Origin of the sequence: Oceanicoccus sp., from assembly GCF_029238675.1 — a bacterium.
Lineage (GTDB): Bacteria > Pseudomonadota > Gammaproteobacteria > Pseudomonadales > Dasaniaceae > Oceanicoccus.
Map to the genome: position 1 here is coordinate 64,051 of NZ_JAQWFR010000023.1, position 18,513 is coordinate 82,563.

Sequence of the window (18,513 nt, forward strand, 5' to 3'; positions counted from 1 at the left end):
ATGGCGGCATTAGTGATTACCCTAAGCATTTAATTAAGGTTTGTTGATATGGCTACAATACTTCTCGCATTTGGACTGATGTTAATCATCGTTACCATTATGGCGGTGGGCGTGATTCTGTCTAACAAGCCTATTAAGGGCTCCTGTGGCGGGCTTAGTGCCTTGGGTATGAAAGAGTCCTGTATGGTATGCGGCGGTGATGAGAAGCAGTGGCAAAAAGAAGTTGCTGTTATTGGCAAGGCTGAATTGGCCTACGATGCCATGTCAGAGCCCTCCAGGCAGTAGGCACCGTCATTCCCGCGAAGGCGGGAATGACAGGGTATCTAATTGGCAGGCAGGACAATCATTACATTGCCATCGACAGCAGTAATCAAACACCGCTCCCCCTCAGCAATATTATCCACTGAACACTCTGCATCCAGTCGGGCATTCCAATCAATCCCGGAATAACGAATTGTGCCGCCATGGCGGGTAATCTCACTGGAGGAGGCGACATTCTGCCCAATCATATCGCTGCTGGTATCGGGGCCACCGCCATTGTTTTGCAGGTTCTTTAAGGGCTTCCAAAGTGTAATCGCGATAACAGCGGTTAAGACGCCCACCACTAAAATTTCACTTTCCCAGCCGGTAATCACTCCGGCGCTGACTAAAATACCAGTGATAAAAGTCGCAATAGCAAAAAACAGTAACGGGCCACCAAGCCCCATAATTGTCAGTTCGATAGCAAAGCTAATACCCGATAACAAAAACAGCAGGCGGGCATGATCGTCTAAAAAGTATTGAACAATATCCATTGGCTAACTCTTAAACTTGTGGATGATTAATAGCATTTGAAACGGCAATGGCTTGAGCCACTGTATTCGAAATATTATCGCCAGTCTTACCGTCAGAAAGCACCAGTGTACTTTGGTCTGCGATTGCTTTATGCGCGGCAATAGCATCTTGAGCAATGCTTAAAACCACTGCCTTTTGACCTTCATTAGTAGCGGCCGCCTGGCCCACTTTTTCAAGAGCCTCTGCTTCCGCTATGGCAACTAGCCTGATAGCTTCTGCTTTACCCGTGGCTTCCAATACCTGGGCTTCTTTATCTGCTTCGGCGGCTAGTACTTGTTCCATCTTGGCCGCTTCTGCATCGAGAACGCGGGCTTGTTTTTGGCCTTCGGCTTCAGTAATGGCTGCAGTTTTTACACCTTCAGCAGTAAGAATTACAGAGCGCTTTTCACGCTCCGCAGTCATTTGTTTTTCCATATCTTCGCGAATAGACTGCGGTGGAGAAATATCCTTAATCTCATAGCGAGTCACCATTACACCCCAGGGCTGGGTGGCTTCAGTCATAGCCGCAAGGATGGTGGCATTAATGGTATCCCGGCTTTGGAAGCACTCATCCAGTTCCATTGAGCCAATCGCATTACGCATAGTGGTCATGGCCAATTGCGTAACAGCCATTTTATAGTCAGTAACATTGTTGGTGGCCGCACCGGCATCGGTGACTTTCATAAATAGAATGCCATCGATATCCAGCGAGATATTGTCTTTGGTGATAGCGGATTGCGAAGCTATATCCAGCGATTGCTCTTTGAGGTTGCGGTCAGCGGCGACGCTTTGCACAAAGGGGATAATAAAGTTAAGGCCGGCGCCTAAGGTTTTATCGTATTTACCGAGGGTATAGATAACATAGCCACGGTTTTGTGGGACAAAATAAATGCCTTTCTTTAAGGTAAAAAGCACTATAACAGTGACCCAAACCAGTGGGCTTGAAATTAAACTTGCAGCAAAATCCATCGAGTTGTTCCTTTAGCAATTTAGTTTTTACGGATACTTATCGCGTTGGGACTAATGTAGGGTATCGGTAGGGCTGGAACAAGTGTTTTTTTGAATCGCCATTCCCGCAAAGTAACGTCATTCCCGCAAAGTAACGTCATTCCCGCGAAGGCGGGAACCCAGATCGTATGCCTATACTGTTATTCCCGCCTTCGCGTATTGCTGTCTGGGATAATCCTTCTTGTGTAATGCTGATGGCTTTTGTCGCTAGGGGCGCCAAGGTATTGGGTAGGGTTAGTTGTTGACGGGAGTGAAGGTATTAAAATCTTCCATCACCGCTGAGTCATCCGGGTCAACTTTCCATTCTTTACTTTTTACCTGCTCCTGCAAGCCTCGCATAAAGTTATAACGACGCTGGGTGATTTCGGTGATCTGCGCATCATCTTTTAAAATGGTAGGGTGAATAAACACCATTAAGTTCTTTTTACTATTGGTTTTACCCGTACTACTAAACAGCTTTCCAATCAGGGGCAGGTCGCCAAGAAAAGGGACTTTTTCCTGAATCTCTGATTCCTCTTCACTAATTAAACCGCCTAACACTAATATTTGGTCATCCTTAATTAGCGCCTTGGTTAAGATCTCGCGTTTATTGGTAATAATATCCGAGGCAACGTCAATGGACGGTGCAATGTTTTCTGTTTTTTGTTGTATATCTAAAGTAATTGAATCCCCTTGGTTAATTCTTGGGGTAACGACTAAAGAAATACCAATATCCTGTCTTTCTATCGTGGTAAAGGGGTCGTTAGTAGAAGAAGCGGAGCTGGTCGATTGCCCGGTTTTAAACGGTACATTTTGCCCCACTAGTAATGAGGCTTCTTCATTATCGATAGCGACAATGGTTGGAGTAGATAGGATATTGGCATTTTGTGTGGCGTTTAAGGCTCGTATAGCAGCCTGTAAATCACCGTCATTAAAATACCCAAAGGTAAAACCCTGGCCCGGTGCAAAGGCCAGCGGGCTGTTATCGCCGCCGGGGTTTGCCAGCGGTAAATCCCCCAGGGTATTAACCGCCCCAATAAATTCCTGGTCCGGGTTGGTTATCCAGCTCACGCCTACATCATTGGCAATATCGCCACTGACCTCAACGATTAAAGCTTCCACCATGACTTGGGCACGGCGGATATCCAGCTTCTGGATAACATCCTTCATGGTATTTAGCATGGCCGGCGGAGCATTAATGATTAAAGCATTAGCGCTTTCGCTGCTATCAATACTGATGGTATTGCTTTCGTCTTTTTGCGTGGCCTGAATACTTAGTGCCAGGCTTTTCAGAATAGGTAATATCTCGTCGGCATCGACATAATGCAAATAAATAACCCGGGTATTGCCCTGACCATTTAGGGGGGTGTCCAGTTGTGCAATCAGTTGTTTAAACTGTTTGCGCCTGGTGGGGTCTCCCGCCATTAACATGCTGTTAGAACGTTCATCCATAGAAATAGCAATCTCCATGGCGTCATTGCCCGTTATGGGTATCAGTGAGCTAAGGCTTTGTAAAACACTCTTGGCATCAGCATGTTTCAGGGTGATCAGCTCAATGGTGTTGTCAGAAGATTTATCCAGCTGCTTAATAATACGCTTGGCCGATTCAATGCTGGTGGCGTTATCGGCGATGACCAGGGAATTGGTTGCCGGGTAGGGTGTTATAACCGCCTCGGCGCTTAGTAATGGGCGCAAAACCCCAGCCATCTTCTGGGCAGATACATTGTCAATATTGATCAGGCTTACCACCATATCGGCATTCGCGCTGCTACCTGCGGCGGGTAAGCCGCTTTTGGTGGCCAATGCCTTGGGTACAATTTTTAAGGCTTCCGGGGTTTCAATAACGGCATAGCCTTGTACCTGAAGCACGGATAAAAATACCTGGTAGGCTTCGTCGGTAGTTAGCGGTTGGGGAGATAAGACGGTGACATTGCCCTGAACTGCGCGGTGTACAACAATATTTTTGCCGGTGTTATCTGCCACCCATTGAATCAGGGCGCGAATATCTGCATCGCGCATATTCATAGTGACTTTTTCAGCGGCATATAGCGGTGCCTGGAGCAAGCAGCCCAGCATAACTAGCACAGTGATAACTTGCCTTAAAAGGGACTTTATTGTTATTGCCTGTACACTCATCAGCGTTGTTATCCTTTGGCTATTGTTGCTGGTCTATTGTTGCTGGCCGGCTTTGGAGCGGTTGCGTAATTCCTGCAAGCGTTTGCGAATAAGTTCCTGTCTTTGTGCGGGTGTCATAGCCGAGCTTTTTAATTGTTGGCTGGTGGCTTGAATCTCTTCTGCGCTCATCGTGTCTTGCACCAGTTGTTTGATATCGTCCGGAACAGCGTCAGCAGAGAAATTATTGTCGCTGGATGTTGTTGCTGTGCTGCTGTCAGGTTGCGGGAAATACAAAGTTTCCAGCTGGCCATTTCGGGATAAAACAACACGATCACCCAATACCTGCTGCAAGCTGGCCTGGCCGTAAATCCTGCTGCCTGTTTTATAAGACCGAGTCTGGCCATCCGGTCCCTCAATAATGGCGCTGGCTTGCTGTGGGTTGGATGAGGTAAAGGCACCACGCAGTATCAGTTGCATGCGGGTAACGGGGATATTGGCCTGGTTAATAAACTGGCCACCTTCCAATCGACCAAATAAATAGCTATTGGTAATACTGCTGGCCTGATAATTGGATTGTTGGTTGGATGCCGTTGGTTTTGCGGTCGAGCTGATGGCGGGTTGGTAGTTCAGTGTCGCCAGCAGGCCGTTGCTCTCCACGGCCAAAACCAGCAATAGCGTGCCTGCAATCAACAGCGCGGCATAGCGATTTACCGACGAAGCACTGAGGTCTTCGAGCTGTTGGCGAACTTTGTCGTAAAATGGGTTTGGCACGGTATTTGGCGATTCCGGTTAAGAATGTGAAGCTGGTTAAATTATAGCGCAGGAACAAGAACTTAGGCGTCAAACTTAGTGGAATTTAGCTGGATATCTATTATTCTTGGTAAGTATTGCTTTGAAATGAGAACTCTATGGAAATCCCCGCCGCTAAGCTGCGCAATTTGCCCTTTGGTTTTGCCAAGCGCCATGGCGTGTTTTTGCAGATTCAGGATGACCAATCCAGCCCAATACTTTGCCACCAGAACAATATCAGCCCGACTTTATACGCAGAGGTTCGCCGCTTTCTGCAGTCTGGCTTTGCTTGCCAGCAGATTGAAACTGATACCTTTGACCAACTGTTAGCCGCAGCCTATGAACGAGATTCCTCAGAGGCCATGCAAATGGTCGAAAACCTGGGTGAAGAGATGGATTTGGCCAGCCTGGCCAATGCCGTGCAAGAAACAGAAGATTTGATGGAGCAGGAGGGGGATGCGCCAATTATTCGCCTGATCAATGCGGTTTTGTCAGAGGCGGTAAAAGAGGGTGCTTCAGATATTCATATTGAAACCTTTGAAAAGCGCTTATTAATACGTTTCCGGGTAGATGGCGTGTTACGTGAAGTAGTAGAGCCCCGCAGAGAATTGGCACCACTGTTGATTTCCCGTATCAAAGTAATGGCCAAGCTGGATATTGCTGAAAAGCGCGTACCGCAGGATGGCCGTATCTCCCTGAAAATTGCCGGCCGTGAAATTGATGTGCGTGTGTCAACCATGCCCTCTAATACCGCTGAGCGCGTTGTACTTCGTCTGTTAGAGAAACAGGCAGGACGTTTAAGTTTAAATTCGCTGGGTATGCCGCGCTTGCGAGACCAGCAATTTAATGACTTATTAAATCGCCCTCATGGCATTATTCTAGTCACTGGCCCAACCGGTTCCGGTAAAACCACCACCCTCTATGCTGGCTTGTCAGAAATTAATCATAGCTCCCGCAATATTTTAACCGTTGAAGACCCCATCGAATATAACCTCGAAGGCGTGGGTCAAACCCAGGTTAACCCAAAAGCGGATATGACCTTTGCCCGTGGCCTGCGTGCCATGTTACGTCAGGACCCCGACGTAGTGATGGTCGGGGAGATTCGCGATTCGGAAACCGCAGAAATTGCCGTGCAAGCGAGTTTGACAGGGCATCTGGTGCTATCCACCTTGCACACCAATACCGCGGTGGGAGCCATTACCCGACTGCGCGATATGGGTGTAGAACCTTTTCTGCTTGCCACTAGCTTGATTGGCGTTATGGCCCAGCGTTTAGTGCGAGTGCTTTGTGAAGACTGCAAAGAAGAACATTTCCCAACCATGTTGGACCGAGAGTTTCTGGGGGATCTACTAGAGCCAGAAAGCAAAATTTATACGTCGGTAGGTTGTGAAAGCTGCAATTACCAAGGTTATAAAGGCAGAACGGGTATTTATGAATTATTAATTGTGGATGAGCAAATCCGTCAGTTAATTCATAACGAAGAAGCTGAGGAAGATGTGGTTAAGGCTATGCGGATTAAAAGTATGCAAAGTATTCGAGCCGATGGCCGAGCCAGGGTTCTTGAGGGTGTGACTACCGTTGAAGAAGTATTGCGCGTCACCCTGGAGGATTAAAGGGTTATGGCTTCATTTTCCTACGCGGCACTGGACGATAATGGCAACGAGCAAAAAGGGGTTATCGAGGCCGATACCCCGCGTCAGGTTCGCCAGATACTGCGTGACCGGGGTCTGGCGCCTTTACAGGTTGACAGCGCCCAGTTAAAAACTGCGAGCAATGATGGAGCCAACGTCGGTGAGGCTTATGCAACCCCTTCGTTATTTAATCGCGGCCCATCAATAAAAGTCGGTGAGCTGGCCACCATTACTCGTCAACTGGCTACACTGATTCAGTCATCAATGCCTTTGGAAGAGGCCTTAACAGCCATTTCACAGCAGTCTGAAAGCGATAAACTAAAAGGTGTTGTGCTGGCTGTGCGCTCCAAGGTGATGGAAGGTCATTCCCTGGCAGACAGCATGGCAGACTTCCCTCGAGCCTTTCCTGTTTTGTACCGGGCAACCGTCTCTGCCGGTGAGCATGCCGGTCATTTGGATTTAGTGCTTAGTCGCTTGGCGGATTATACCGAGAACACCTATCAGTCCCGCCAGAAAACCAAACTGGCTATGTTATATCCGCTGATTTTGTTGGTGATGTCCATCGCTATCGTATCGGGTTTAATGGCCTTTGTTGTACCCGATGTGGTTGAAGTGTTTATTGGCCAGGGGCAAGCCTTGCCGGTGTTAACCCAGGCTCTGATCAGCCTAAGTGATTTTATTGTTAGCTATGGTTTGCTGGTGATTGTTTTACTGATTCTTGCCGTTAGTGGCTTGCGTTATGCACTGCAAAACAAAGCCTTAAAAATTCACTGGGATCGCCGCTTGCTGGGTTTACCATTAACCGGCCGTTTTTCCCGCGGCACTAATACCGCCCGCTATACCAGTACCTTAAGCATTCTTACCAGCAGCGGTGTGCCACTGGTGGATGCCATGAAAATTTCTGCAGAAGTGATAGAGAATAGTTTTTTGCAGCAGGCAGTGACCGAAGCGACACAGCAAGTCAGGGAAGGGGGTAGTTTGCATCAGTCCCTGGAACAAAATGGTTACTTTCCCCCGATAATGATTCATATGATAGCCAGTGGTGAATCCAGTGGTGACTTAGATGCCATGTTAGAGCGAGTAGCCGAAAACCAACAGCGTGAGCTGGATGATTTGGTGACAACTTTAATCGGTATTTTTGAGCCGGCCATGCTGTTATTGATGGGCGGTGCAGTACTTATTATTGTGGTTGCTATCTTGCAGCCCATTTTTGATCTCAACCAATTGATATAACTAAGCCGTGGTAAAAACAATGACAAACTCAGTGAGCAAAACATTCAATCGTAGGCAGCAAGGTTTTACCTTGATAGAAATTATGGTGGTTGTCGTCATTATCAGTGTGTTGATTGGTCTGGTGGCCCCTAATATTTTGGGCCGAGTCGACGAGGCAAAAGTGACGGCGGCGCAAACCGATATTGCCACCATAGAACAAGCGTTAGAAATGTATAAATTAGATAACCAAATCTTTCCTTCCACCGATCAGGGTTTACAGGCTTTGGTGGAAAAGCCCAATACCTCGCCAGTACCCAGAAAATGGAATTCGGCAGGTTATTTAAAAAAAGGTAAATTACCCGTCGACCCGTGGGGTACTGAGTATCAATATATTAGCCCGGGTTCAACGGGCGCTTTTGATATCTATTCACTCGGTGCCGATGGTCGCGAAGGCGGCGAGGGTTATGATGCTGATATCGGTAATTGATATCAGCCGGCCTCGGGGTTTTACCCTGATTGAAATGATGCTGGTGCTGGTTGTTATCTCTGTGATGGCATCCATGCTGGCGGTTTCCATCGGTGACAACTCACAGAAATTGTTAGACAGGGAAGCCCGTCGCTTACAAACCAGTTTGCAAATGGTAGCTGATGAAGCGGTGATGCAAGGGGTGGAGTTTTCATTAGCGATGGGGACAGATACTACGGATGAAACACCGGGCTACCAGTTTTTAAGACTGGATACCGAAAGCCTGGCCTGGTTGCCCTCAGTAGAAAAATTGCTGGCCTTTCATCCCCTTGATCCCAATATAAGCCTGCAGGTCAGTTTGCAGGGGGCTAATGACACTGAGTTCGAGCGTCAAGTAGAAAGACTTCAATCCCTGGGTAAGCAACAAGGTCCCGAGCCTTTACTGCTATTATTATCCAGCGGCGAAATGACTCCCTTTATTATCACCTTATCCCATTCAGAGCTGACCAATAGCGTTAGATTGGCTAGCGATGGTGTTTCGGGGGTTGAACGACTGTGATACGCAAACAGCTGGCCGGTTTCACCTTATTGGAAGTGCTTATTGCACTGGCCATATTGGCTATTTCTTCATTGGCTGTTATTAGCCAGTCTGGTCAAAGCCTTAGCCAATTAGAACAGCTACACCTTAAAACCTCCGCCATGGTCGTTGCCGACAATCAACTGGCTGTAATGCAGGCAGCACCGGATTGGCCCAGTCCGGGAAGTCGAACCACTTTAGTAGAGTTGGGCGAACAACAGTGGCAGGTCACCACCGAAGTGACTCAAACTTCAGACCCCTGGCTACGAAAAATAGAAGTTATAGTTACTCAAGACCAGCAGTTTGATGCACCATTGGCTTTATTAATTGGTTATCGAGGTAAACATTGATGATGTTTGCCGGTCTTAAACAAACGCAGCGCGGCCTGACATTATTAGAGGTGTTGATCGCCTTAAGTATTTTCTCGCTGATTGGGGTGGCCTCATACCGAGTATTAAACGCAACAATTCAAAGCCAGCAAGTGAGTGAGGTTTATTCCCAGTTGCTGGCCGAGCGGCAAAAAGCCCTGGCTATTATTGATCGCGATTTACAGCAGGTGTTAGATCGCTCGATCAGAAATACGACAGTTGATAGGGCCGAATTTTTACTGGTTAACCAAGAGCTATACCCCTTGGAGTTTACTCGCGGTGGCCGCAAAAACCCGCTGATGTTGCCCCGCAGTTCTATGCAGCGTATTGCCTACGATATTGGCCCACACCCTAAGTCCTCCAATAGAGATAGCCAATACTATCGTGATGACCGCAGTTATTTACGTCGGCATATTTGGTCGGCGCTGGACCGCGAAGAAGATGCACCGGTCATTGTTCAAGTCTTATTAGCTGATGTCAGCCGTTTAACAGTAGCGGTGCTTAGCGAAGAGGGGCGTCACCAGCAATGGCCTCTGCCTGAACAGAAAGCGGATCCAGTTGTGCCGCTGGCCATCGAAATAAGCTTGCTTAATGACGATGGTGATCAACTCAGTCGCCTGTACCCGGTGCTGCAATGAACAGCGTCAAGCATCAACAGGGAGTAGCCCTGATTACTGTCTTGCTGGTCTTTGCTTTGGCAGCCATTATCACCAGCGAAGTGGCTTCCAGAAATTACCGTGATATTCGCAAAACCGCTAACCTAATCAATAGTAAACAGGCCTACCACTATGCACTGGCCGGGGAGCAGTACGCGCGCCAGATACTTTTCCGGGATTATGATGAAGACCCATCATCCGATCAATTCAGCGACAACTGGTCTGATATTAGTCAAATCTTTGATATTGATAACGGCGAAATGACCATTGAAATTAGTGACCTGCAAGGGCGTTTTAATCTTAATAATGTAGTGGCGGCCAACGGTCGTGTTAACAATCAGGCATTAACAGACTTTAGCCGTTTGTTAGAGGCGCTGGATATTTCAACCGATTATGCTCCCGCGTTAGTGGATTGGTTAGATAGCAATACGGTAGCTACTATTGGCGGTGCCGAGGATGAAAGCTACCAACCCCTGAATTACTTAACCGCCAACCAGCCGCTTGCTGACCGTTCAGAACTGCGTTTATTAACGGATATGCGTTTTGAAGACTATATTCGGTTGAAAGATTATGTGGTTGCCTTGCCCCATCAAGTGAAAGATCAACAAATAGGCACCACAAAATACAATATCAATACCCTAGCTGCTAAAATGGTAGAAGCACTTAGTGATGATAGCGCTGTCGATATTATGGCTATCCAGCAGCGAGGTGGGTATAGCACGGTGAATGAGTGGGTGAGTAGTGGGGATATCGGATCTTTATCGATTGCCCGCAACCAGCTTAAGACCGCCAGTGAATTTTTTGAAATTAAAGTAACTGCCGTCTACGACCAGCGTATTAGTATTATTCGTAGCCAGGTTTACCGCAATAATAATGATGGCAGTATAACGCTGCTTAAACGCCAGCAGGGCATTGAATAGGTTATGAGCGATCAACTGATCATACGGCTACTCGAAAGCACCTTAACGGGGGCGTCAGAGCTTGATTGGGATTTATATGATTCCGTTGGCCGCTCGGTGGCCAGTGATACTTCATCACTGCAAAGTCTTAATGAAGTCGTCGCTAATCATTCTGTCAGTTACACCGTTACAGTGATTGTTCCCGCTGAATCCTTATTGCTAACCAGCACCTCAATACCTTCCCGTCAAATGCGTCAAATCAAACAAGCCTTGCCGTTTATGGTCGAGGAGTTGATTGCTGATGATATTGAAAATGTCCATATTGCTATCCCCGACAATTTCTCTGCCACCTCCCCAAAAATTGACGTTGCGGTGGTTGAGCACCAGCTATTAATTAACTGGCTGGACCAACTGCATTCCTGCGCTATAACGGCATCCCAAATTGTGGTTGATAGTCTATGCCTTCCTTACCAGGAAAACAGCATAGCGCTATTGCTGGATGATGACCGCGTTATGGTACGCAGTGGTGCTTATGCAGGTATGGTTATTCAGGCGGAAGATTTTAAATGGTTTTTTGCCAGTGTATTGCAGCAGCACGAACATGCGGATGATGTTTTGCTGCGGCCTAATATTGTTTTGATGCACTCCTCTGAAGAACCCGAATCCCTTACTGAGATAACGGAGTATATCCAGACTGAGTGCAGTGATTACGAATTAAAAGCCATCGGCTACCAGGAAAGTGTTACGGATATATTGGCTAACAGCGCTGCTCACCAGACCATTCCTCCGTTAAATTTATTACAGGGCGGCTATGCGATTAAATCCGGTAACAGCAGCGCGTCGCAGTCATGGTCTTTAGCAGCTTCCGTGGCGGCAATTAGCGGTGTTGTTTATTTAGTGTTTGCCCTAACTAGCGGTTGGTATTTTGATAATAAAGCTGTGCAACTGGATGCGGACGCAGTAAATTTATATAAAGAAATATTCCCCAACGAGCGCCGGGTAGTAAGCCCCAAAAAACAAATGCAGAATCATTTGCAGCGCACATCAACAACTACTGGCAGTAATTTCTTACCGCTGCTGTCAGAAACAGCAGGCCAGCTTTCAAATGCTAACAATGCGGCTCTAACCGTAGAGCAGATGCGTTATGAAAGTGGTCGCGGTGATTTGCAATTTCAGGTACAAAGCAAATCCTTAGATCAATTGGATCAGTTAAAACAAAGTTTGGCCCAGTCCGGCTTAGAGGTTGATATTAATTCCGCTACCGAGCAAGACGACCGAGTAATGGGTCGCCTTGTGATCAGGAGTTTATAATGTTGGCTTCAGTAAAAAGCAGTGCCCTCTATCAGCAACTGGAACAGCGCTTTGCCGCTTTTTCTCCCCGTGACCAGTTGGCGATTAAAGGTTTGGCGCTTTTTTTTGGCGTTATCTTTGTTATCTACGGTTTATTATTGCCCGCCAATCAATACCAGCAGGATGCGCAGCAACACTATCGCAGCAGCCTGGAGTCCTATCATTGGATGCAAGCCAATAAAGGCGCCTTTGCAGCAGCTAGTCAGCAGCGGGCTAAGCGCGATCCGGGGCAGTCATTATTGGGCATTGCCAATAGCACGTCTAAATCTTATCAACTCAGTTTTAAGCGCTACCAACCTGTGGGCGACTCGGGCTTAAGTTTATGGTTAGAAAATGTATCGTTTAATAACCTGATTATGTGGCTTGAGCGACTGGATAAAAAATACGGTATTAGCGTTAATGAAATTACCGTTGAGCGCCAGCAAGAAAAGGGTTTGGTGAACGTACGTTTGGTTCTGCAAGGGTAATGCAATGAATAAGGATTTTAGCTGATGTACCAGCAGTACTTTGGGCTTACCGAAGCGCCGTTTTCGATAGCGCCAGATCCCCGTTATTTATTTTTAAGCGATAAGCATCGCGAAGCTTTGGCGCACTTAATATACGGCGTGGGGGACCAGGGTGGTTTTGTGCTACTTACCGGTGAAGTCGGTACCGGTAAAACCACCATATCCCGCTGCCTGTTACAGCAGGTACCGGATAATGCGGATGTCGCTTTTATTATTAACCCCAGACAAAGTATTAACCAACTCCTGCAATCTATATTTAATGACCTGGGTATTGATTATGACAGGGGCATGACCAGTAAAGACCTTATCGACGTGCTAAATCACTATTTGCTGGATGCCCATGCGGATGGCCGCAATACCATTTTAATTATTGATGAAGCGCAAAACCTGTCAGTCGATGTGTTAGAGCAATTGCGCTTATTGACCAATCTTGAAACTAATGAGAAAAAGTTGTTGCAGTTAGTCTTGCTGGGGCAGCCGGAACTCAATGATTTATTGGCTAAGTCTGAGTTGCGCCAGCTAGCGCAGCGGGTTACCGCTCGCTATCATCTTTCGCCCTTATCCAAGCCTGAAGTTATTCAATATATCGAGCACCGCCTCTCAGTGGCGGGATGTCGCTCGGAATTATTCCCTGCACCGGCGATTAATAAAATCTACCAATTGAGTAAAGGTGTGCCCCGTTTAATCAATTTAATTTGCGACCGTACTCTGTTGGGGGTTTATTCCAGCAATCAAGACCAGGCTAGCGCTAAAATTGTTGCCAATGCCGCTAAAGAAGTTTTTCCTGCTGAGCAGGGTTTTAATTGGAAGCCAATATGGTTTTCCCTGGTTATGGCTGCTGTGATTGTTTCTACATCGGTGTTTTTTAAAAGTTATAAACCTGCTGAATCGACACCGGATGACGTCATACAAGCCCCAAGTGCCAGTGGTTCTATTATTCGAGGTTCGCAAGAGGGTTAGATGTCGTATATTTTAGATGCCTTAAAAAAGTCAGAGCAGGAGCGCCAGCAAAATAATGGGCCCAGCCTGCAGACGGTACATCGTCCTCACCTGATTAATAAACATGCTGGTAAACGCAGTGTACTGATTGTGTTATTGCTGTTAATTACAGGGGCTATGGTGTTGGCAGGGGGTTGGTATTTTTATAATAAACCGATTCCGGACGCAGAACCGGTGGCGGCGGTACCAGCTATTGTTGAGCCACAACTTGTAACGGATGTTACTCCCCAGATAGAACTCTCCAGCTATATCGCTGAGTTTTCTGAGTTGCCTGACCCTGTGCAGCAGGCGATTCCTGCCCTGACTTTTTCCTTTCATGTTTATTCTGATAATCCTGCAAGGCGCACGATCATTATTAACAAGCGTAGAGTTCGTGAAGGGGATAATGTATCTGAAGGTTTATTGCTTGAGTCTATCACCCCGCAGGGTGTGGTTTTACAATGGCAGGGCCAACACCGGTTTGCTATTAACGTGGTAGAGAACTGGTAACCCGTCATTCCCGCGAAGGCGGGAACCCAGCGCTGTCGATTTCCGCTTTAGCGGAAATAACAGCATGAGCATGCAGGCTGGATTCCCGCCTTCGCGGGAATGACAGGTTTGCGGGAATGACAGGTTCGCGGGAATGACAGGAAAGGGGCGGAATGACGCTCCTTAAAAAAGGCTTATTGTTTATTGCGAGGTGTGTACTCAATAAAGTCAGAAAGATTAACATCCTCTGCAGAAAAATCCCCACTGTTATATTTCTTCTGTAAGTCCTGCATCAAATTATAATTCTTTTGGCTAAGCTCTATAGCCACTTCGTCAGAATCTAAAATTACCGGGTGGATAAATACCATCAGGTTTTTTTTGATCACCTTATCTGTGGTGGTCCTAAATAAAGCGCCTAGCAAAGGCATGTCACCCAGAATAGGCACCTTGCTGACAATTTGTTGAACATCGTCAGAAATTAAACCACCAAGCACCAGAATATTATCGTCTTCAACAATCACTTTGGTTTTAATGCTGCGCTTATTGGTGACAATATCATTGGTGTTTGCGCTGGTTTCTGAGATCGTTTCAATTTCCTGTAACACATCCAGTGTAATGGCATCACCACTATTAATTTGCGGAGTGATTTTTAAACTCAGGCCAATATCTTCTCGCTCAATTGTAGTAAATGGATCGTTGGTGCTTGAGGAGGAACCGGTACTTTGACCGGTAATCAACGGCACGTTTGAGCCGACTAAAATTTCAGCCTCTTGATTGTCCAGGGTCATAATAGAGGGCGTTGATAATATATTGGCATCATTCTCATTGGCTACCGCCTGCACCAGGGCGCGTAAACTGCCATTGCGATAAAACCCCAGATTTAATCCCGAGCCTATCAGCGATAGCACGCCATCTTCGTCGGCAGACTTCAGACCAAAATTGGTAATAGCCTCGACGCCGTCATCACGGTTAAGGCTGGTATTCCATTCAACACCCAGTGTTTGTGAGAAGTCTTTGCTGACCTCAACAATAATCGCTTCCACTAACACCTGCGCTCGGCGGATGTCGACCTGGGCAATCACATCGGCCATCATTTCCAGAATATAGGGTGGGGCGGTCATAATTAAGGCATTGGAGCTCTCGCTGGCTTCAATGCTGATAGAACTATTAGCTTCCGCATTTTTATTATCCTCTGCCATAGCCGTGGCCATGCCGCGCAGAATAGGCAGTAACTCGGCGGCATCCAGATAGTGTAAGTAAACCACCCTTGTATTGCCGCTATCGGTGATGGGTTTATCTAATTGCTTAATCAGTTGGCTGACGCGATTGCGGGTGGCGGGGTCGCCCGTCATTAACAAACTGTTAGAGCGTTCATCGCTGGTAATTGAAAAACTGGGAGACGCTGCGCTTTGCGTTAACGATAACACTAAGCCGACAACATTTCGGGCATCGGCATGATTGAGTTTAATCACTTCAATATCAAAATCTCCGGTCTGATCAATTTGCTTGACCATGGTCACCAGTCTTTTCACATTGGCGGACTCGTCGGCAATAATCAGGCTGTTGCTTTCAGGGTAGGCGGCAATATGGCCAGTGGCGGGTAACAGCGGTTTTAATAATTCAACCAGTTTGATGGCAGAAACCTGCCTGGCCTGGAAGATATAAATAATCTGTTCGCCGCCGCCAAGCTGGTCAAAATTGGCGATCAAATCCCGCGGTGCATTTTTGTTGAGTGCGGCAGGGTATATCCGCAAAATCCCCCCGGACTCTGAGGCGGCGTAGCCATAGACATCCAGCGTGGTTAAAAAGACTTGATAAGCTTGCTCGGCATTCATCGCCTGGTTAGCTAATACGGTGACTTTGCCTTTGACCCTTGGGTCTACAACAATCTTTTTATTAGTTTGTTCAGCAATCCATTGAATCACAGCACCAATATCGGCATCGCGCATATTGATGGTCAGTAATTCTTGTTCGGCCTGTTGTGACTGTTGTGACTGTTGTGCCTGTAGGGGGAGTATTACTGACAGCGCCGTTAGCAGGGTTAATACCCTGAGCAGTGTTTTAAAGCGGATGCTATGGCTGTCGGTCATGCTGGTGACGGTTTCTGTTGTTGCGTAGCTGTTAGTGTAGTTCAGTCTTCAGTTTTAGCTAAGTTTTTTGTTGGTTTATCAGTCGCTTAGCCTCGTTTTAGTTGCCGGTATTGGCGGGGTGACACGCCAATAATTTTTTTAAATAAACGCGAAAAATAATAGCTGTCTTCATAACCCAGGTTACGGCTAATCGCCTTAATATTATTGCCGGATATATCCAGCAAAAAACAGGCGTGCTCCATTTTAAGATGGATAAAATGTTGGATAGGGGACTGGCCGGTAATTGCCTTGTACTTACTCGAGAAGTGGTACTTGGATAAGTTAACCTTCTCGGCCAGCTCTTCCAGTGCCAGCTGCCCGTGTAATTTCTCCTGCATCAAGGCATGCACTGCATCCAAATCAAAGTGAAGCCCTTCACGGGTTTTAGTTTTAGGGTGGCTGGCACTAAGATAACTCAGCAATTGCTTAAGCAGGTTACTGGCATGGATAAAATTGCGCTGGTTATAGCCTGTCTGGCGCACCTCTAACAGAGTTTCAAAGTCGCTAACGATTTTGGTATGGGCGCCGGGACTTAATACCGTTAGTGTTTGCTCTTCATTGATAAGGGGTTCTAAAAACAGATGGCTTAACTGGCCGGCAAAGTGTATCCAGTAAATACTCCAGGGCGTATTGGGCCTGGCCTGGTATTGGTGGGCGGTGCCTTTGGGTAGCACCAGAATATCACCGGCTTGAATGGTGAGCGTTGTATCGCCCGCATCAACCGTGCCTTCGCCATCGGTACAGTAGATCAACAGATGGTCCTGGTGTTGCTCCCTTTCCATGCGGTGCCCAAAGGCGTTGGGGTAGTAACCCATCGCTACAGGGTAGCAATCCCGGGTAAGCGGGTGACCGGCGAGGGAATTCACCATAAATTCAGGTACTATAAACCTGATTCCGTCCCGAGAGAGTGGCCATTGTGAAGTGATGGTCATCTTAAGTTATTGATATTTAAGGGTTAAAGTTTTTTTGTTGCTAGTTTCATTGGATCTTAACATCGCAATATAGTCCATTATTTCCGCAATTAAATCAATTCTTGCCTTTCCTTAGCTGTGCTACCTTTGCTTTCGCCAAGGGAGCCCTGTTGAACTTTTAAGGAACACCGATTATGACTACCGACCAGACTATTGATCCACAAGCAGAAGTAGCTGCATTAATAGCCCGTTCACGCGCCGCACAAGCTCAAATTGAAAACTACACTCAGCAGCAGGTGAATGAGTTGATCACGGCCATGGTGTGGTCTGTCGCCCAACAAGAGGTGTCTGAAAAGATTGCCCAATTTACTATTGATGAAACTCAGCTGGGTAACTACGAAGGTAAATTCCTTAAGATTAATCGCAAAACCCGTTCTGCCTTATATGACATTATTGATGATAAATCAGTGGGTGTTATTGAAGAAGATAAAGAGCGCAACCTGGTCAAAATCGCCAAGCCGATAGGTGTTGTGGGTGCCTTAACCCCCTGTACTAATCCTGAAGCGACGCCAGTCATCAAAGCAATCTCTGCAGTTAAAGGTCGTAACTCCATTATTATCGCGCCACACCCGCGTTCAAAACTGACCAATAAAATGATCTGTGATCTGATGCGTGAAGCACTTAAAAAGATGGGTGCGCCTGAAGACCTGGTGATCGCCATTGAAACACCTGCGCTGGAAACTACTGACGAATTAATGAAACAGTGTGACCGCGTATTGGCCACCGGTGGTGCACCGATGGTGAAAGCGGCTTACTCAAGTGGTACTCCGGCTTTGGGTGTAGGTGCGGGTAATGCCTGTATCACCGTTGACGATACGGCTGACCTTGATGAAGCGGCAGAAAAAATTCGTATTTCTAAAACTTTGGATTTAGCGGCTTCCTGTTCCTCAGATAACTCCGTTATTGTATTAGAGTCCGTCTATGACCAGATGCTAGAGAAGCTGCAAGCGGAAGGTGGTTATATTGTTTCTGCAGATGAAAAAGCAAAACTGCAAAACACCATCTGGGAAGACGGGCATATTGCGCCACGTATCGTTGCGCAGCCAGCAACTAATTTGGCGAGTATGGCGGGTTTTGATGTAGCAGAAGACAAAACCTTCCTCATTGTTCCGGAAACCGGTGCCGGTAAAGATCACCCTTTCTCGGGTGAGAAAATGTCCGTCACCATGGCGTTTTACAAAGTTAAAGATATTGATGGAGCTATTGCCTTAACCAATAAAATACAGGCTTATCAGGGGCAGGGTCACTCTTGTGGTATCTACTCTAATAGCGACGAAAATATCCTGAAGTTTGGCCTTAACACCAAAACCTCCCGCGTTATGGTTAACCAGCCACAGGCGCCATCAAACAGTGGTAACTTGTGGAATGGTATGCGCCAAACCTTCTCATTGGGCTGTGGCTCATGGGGCAACAATAGCACCAATAATAATATTACCTGGCAAGATCTGATCAACGTAACCTGGATTTCCAGGCCTTTGGCTACCACCAAAGTATTGCCTGTGGATGAAGAGTTATTTGGCTCAGTGATCGACAAACTAAAATAACCCCTAATGTTCATTTTAGATGGAGTCGCTAAA

General features: G+C 46.8%; 19 protein-coding genes. 13 read left to right on the top strand and 6 right to left on the bottom strand.

The genetic code is table 11. The annotated features are described in order from the left end of the window. Positions 1-48 precede the first annotated feature (48 nt). Complete coding sequence (nqrM, locus tag P8H32_RS07625) at positions 49-285, top strand: (Na+)-NQR maturation NqrM (RefSeq protein ID WP_301089035.1); 237 nt, start codon at positions 49-51, stop codon at positions 283-285. Between the two features lie 38 nt (positions 286-323). Here nqrM and P8H32_RS07630 read toward each other — a convergent pair whose 3' ends face one another. The 4 genes from P8H32_RS07630 to P8H32_RS07645 all read right to left on the bottom strand — a co-directional run bounded on the left by P8H32_RS07630 (position 324) and on the right by P8H32_RS07645 (position 4,686). Then, positions 324-794, bottom strand: a complete 471-nt coding sequence (locus P8H32_RS07630) for an NfeD family protein (RefSeq protein ID WP_297292162.1) — start codon at positions 792-794, stop codon at positions 324-326. 10 nt (positions 795-804) lie between these two features. Beyond that, positions 805-1,782, bottom strand: coding sequence for a slipin family protein (locus P8H32_RS07635; RefSeq protein ID WP_297292161.1), 978 nt, complete (start codon positions 1,780-1,782; stop codon positions 805-807). Positions 1,783-2,055: 273 nt separating this feature from the next. Then, positions 2,056-3,876, bottom strand: coding sequence for a type II secretion system secretin GspD (gspD, locus tag P8H32_RS07640; RefSeq protein WP_301089113.1), 1,821 nt, complete (start codon positions 3,874-3,876; stop codon positions 2,056-2,058). A gap of 93 nt (positions 3,877-3,969) precedes the next feature. After that, positions 3,970-4,686, bottom strand: a complete 717-nt coding sequence (locus P8H32_RS07645) for a type II secretion system protein N (protein ID WP_301089038.1) — start codon at positions 4,684-4,686, stop codon at positions 3,970-3,972. 137 nt (positions 4,687-4,823) lie between these two features. Between P8H32_RS07645 and gspE the strand changes: the two genes are divergently transcribed. From gspE to P8H32_RS07700, 11 genes are read left to right on the top strand one after another with little or no spacing between them, the layout of a single operon-like run. Continuing rightward, on the top strand, positions 4,824-6,317 hold the full coding sequence (gene gspE, locus P8H32_RS07650) for a type II secretion system ATPase GspE (protein WP_301089041.1): 1,494 nt from the start codon (positions 4,824-4,826) through the stop codon (positions 6,315-6,317). A 6-nt stretch (positions 6,318-6,323) separates the two neighbouring features. Then, positions 6,324-7,568 carry a type II secretion system inner membrane protein GspF gene (gene gspF, locus P8H32_RS07655; protein ID WP_301089043.1) on the top strand — a complete coding sequence of 415 codons (1,245 nt, stop codon included), beginning with the start codon at positions 6,324-6,326 and terminating at the stop codon, positions 7,566-7,568. A 19-nt stretch (positions 7,569-7,587) separates the two neighbouring features. Next, the gene (gene gspG, locus P8H32_RS07660; RefSeq protein WP_297293074.1) at positions 7,588-8,034 is read left to right on the top strand and encodes a type II secretion system major pseudopilin GspG; all 447 of its coding nucleotides are present in this window, start codon (positions 7,588-7,590) and stop codon (positions 8,032-8,034) included. Beyond that, complete coding sequence (gspH, locus tag P8H32_RS07665; RefSeq protein WP_301089045.1) at positions 8,012-8,572, top strand: type II secretion system minor pseudopilin GspH; 561 nt, start codon at positions 8,012-8,014, stop codon at positions 8,570-8,572. The genes gspG and gspH overlap by 23 nt, the downstream gene beginning before the upstream one ends. Then, positions 8,569-8,940, top strand: coding sequence for a type II secretion system minor pseudopilin GspI (gspI, locus tag P8H32_RS07670; protein ID WP_297293076.1), 372 nt, complete (start codon positions 8,569-8,571; stop codon positions 8,938-8,940). The genes gspH and gspI overlap by 4 nt, the downstream gene beginning before the upstream one ends. Further along, a complete protein-coding gene (gene gspJ / locus P8H32_RS07675; protein ID WP_297293077.1) occupies positions 8,940-9,596 on the top strand; it encodes a type II secretion system minor pseudopilin GspJ in 657 nt (218 codons plus the stop codon). Before gspI ends, gspJ begins: the two co-directional genes overlap by 1 nt. Continuing rightward, on the top strand, positions 9,593-10,534 hold the full coding sequence (gspK, locus tag P8H32_RS07680) for a type II secretion system minor pseudopilin GspK (RefSeq protein WP_297293078.1): 942 nt from the start codon (positions 9,593-9,595) through the stop codon (positions 10,532-10,534). Before gspJ ends, gspK begins: the two co-directional genes overlap by 4 nt. 3 nt (positions 10,535-10,537) lie before the next feature. Next, entirely contained in the window at positions 10,538-11,824 is a 1,287-nt protein-coding gene (gene gspL / locus P8H32_RS07685; protein ID WP_301089049.1) for a type II secretion system protein GspL, read from the top strand. Next, the gene (gspM, locus tag P8H32_RS07690) at positions 11,824-12,330 is read left to right on the top strand and encodes a type II secretion system protein M (protein WP_297293080.1); all 507 of its coding nucleotides are present in this window, start codon (positions 11,824-11,826) and stop codon (positions 12,328-12,330) included. The genes gspL and gspM overlap by 1 nt, the downstream gene beginning before the upstream one ends. 24 nt (positions 12,331-12,354) lie before the next feature. Further along, the gene (locus tag P8H32_RS07695; RefSeq protein ID WP_301089052.1) at positions 12,355-13,329 is read left to right on the top strand and encodes an AAA family ATPase; all 975 of its coding nucleotides are present in this window, start codon (positions 12,355-12,357) and stop codon (positions 13,327-13,329) included. Then, positions 13,330-13,857 carry a general secretion pathway protein GspB gene (locus P8H32_RS07700; protein WP_297293082.1) on the top strand — a complete coding sequence of 176 codons (528 nt, stop codon included), beginning with the start codon at positions 13,330-13,332 and terminating at the stop codon, positions 13,855-13,857. It abuts the gene before it with no gap. A 173-nt stretch (positions 13,858-14,030) separates the two neighbouring features. Here the strand turns inward: P8H32_RS07700 and gspD (P8H32_RS07705) are convergent, their stop codons facing one another. After that, a complete protein-coding gene (gspD, locus tag P8H32_RS07705; protein WP_301089054.1) occupies positions 14,031-15,926 on the bottom strand; it encodes a type II secretion system secretin GspD in 1,896 nt (631 codons plus the stop codon). An 86-nt stretch (positions 15,927-16,012) separates the two neighbouring features. Beyond that, positions 16,013-16,834 (bottom strand): AraC family transcriptional regulator, encoded by an 822-nt coding sequence (locus P8H32_RS07710; protein ID WP_297293084.1) that lies wholly within the window; start codon positions 16,832-16,834, stop codon positions 16,013-16,015. A 236-nt stretch (positions 16,835-17,070) separates the two neighbouring features. Between P8H32_RS07710 and P8H32_RS07715 the strand changes: the two genes are divergently transcribed. After that, entirely contained in the window at positions 17,071-18,480 is a 1,410-nt protein-coding gene (locus P8H32_RS07715) for an aldehyde dehydrogenase family protein (RefSeq protein ID WP_301089057.1), read from the top strand. Positions 18,481-18,513 lie beyond the last annotated feature (33 nt).

Bases quoted from the DNA above. Each gene is read 5' to 3' on its own strand.
- gspD (WP_301089054.1), bottom strand. From the start codon at position 15,926: ATGACCGACAGCCATAGCATCCGCTTTAAAACACTGCTCAGGGTATTA.
- P8H32_RS07710 (WP_297293084.1), bottom strand. From the start codon at position 16,834: ATGGTGAATTCCCTCGCCGGTCACCCGCTTACCCGGGATTGCTACCCT.
- gspM (WP_297293080.1), top strand. From the start codon at position 11,824: ATGTTGGCTTCAGTAAAAAGCAGTGCCCTCTATCAGCAACTGGAACAG.
- gspE (WP_301089041.1), top strand. From the start codon at position 4,824: ATGGAAATCCCCGCCGCTAAGCTGCGCAATTTGCCCTTTGGTTTTGCC.
- P8H32_RS07630 (WP_297292162.1), bottom strand. From the start codon at position 794: ATGGATATTGTTCAATACTTTTTAGACGATCATGCCCGCCTGCTGTTT.
- P8H32_RS07700 (WP_297293082.1), top strand. From the start codon at position 13,330: ATGTCGTATATTTTAGATGCCTTAAAAAAGTCAGAGCAGGAGCGCCAG.
- gspK (WP_297293078.1), top strand. From the start codon at position 9,593: ATGAACAGCGTCAAGCATCAACAGGGAGTAGCCCTGATTACTGTCTTG.
- gspL (WP_301089049.1), top strand. From the start codon at position 10,538: ATGAGCGATCAACTGATCATACGGCTACTCGAAAGCACCTTAACGGGG.
- P8H32_RS07695 (WP_301089052.1), top strand. From the start codon at position 12,355: ATGTACCAGCAGTACTTTGGGCTTACCGAAGCGCCGTTTTCGATAGCG.
- P8H32_RS07635 (WP_297292161.1), bottom strand. From the start codon at position 1,782: ATGGATTTTGCTGCAAGTTTAATTTCAAGCCCACTGGTTTGGGTCACT.
- gspH (WP_301089045.1), top strand. From the start codon at position 8,012: ATGATGCTGATATCGGTAATTGATATCAGCCGGCCTCGGGGTTTTACC.
- gspD (WP_301089113.1), bottom strand. From the start codon at position 3,876: ATGCTGGGCTGCTTGCTCCAGGCACCGCTATATGCCGCTGAAAAAGTC.
- gspF (WP_301089043.1), top strand. From the start codon at position 6,324: ATGGCTTCATTTTCCTACGCGGCACTGGACGATAATGGCAACGAGCAA.
- gspG (WP_297293074.1), top strand. From the start codon at position 7,588: ATGACAAACTCAGTGAGCAAAACATTCAATCGTAGGCAGCAAGGTTTT.
- gspJ (WP_297293077.1), top strand. From the start codon at position 8,940: ATGATGTTTGCCGGTCTTAAACAAACGCAGCGCGGCCTGACATTATTA.
- nqrM (WP_301089035.1), top strand. From the start codon at position 49: ATGGCTACAATACTTCTCGCATTTGGACTGATGTTAATCATCGTTACC.
- P8H32_RS07715 (WP_301089057.1), top strand. From the start codon at position 17,071: ATGACTACCGACCAGACTATTGATCCACAAGCAGAAGTAGCTGCATTA.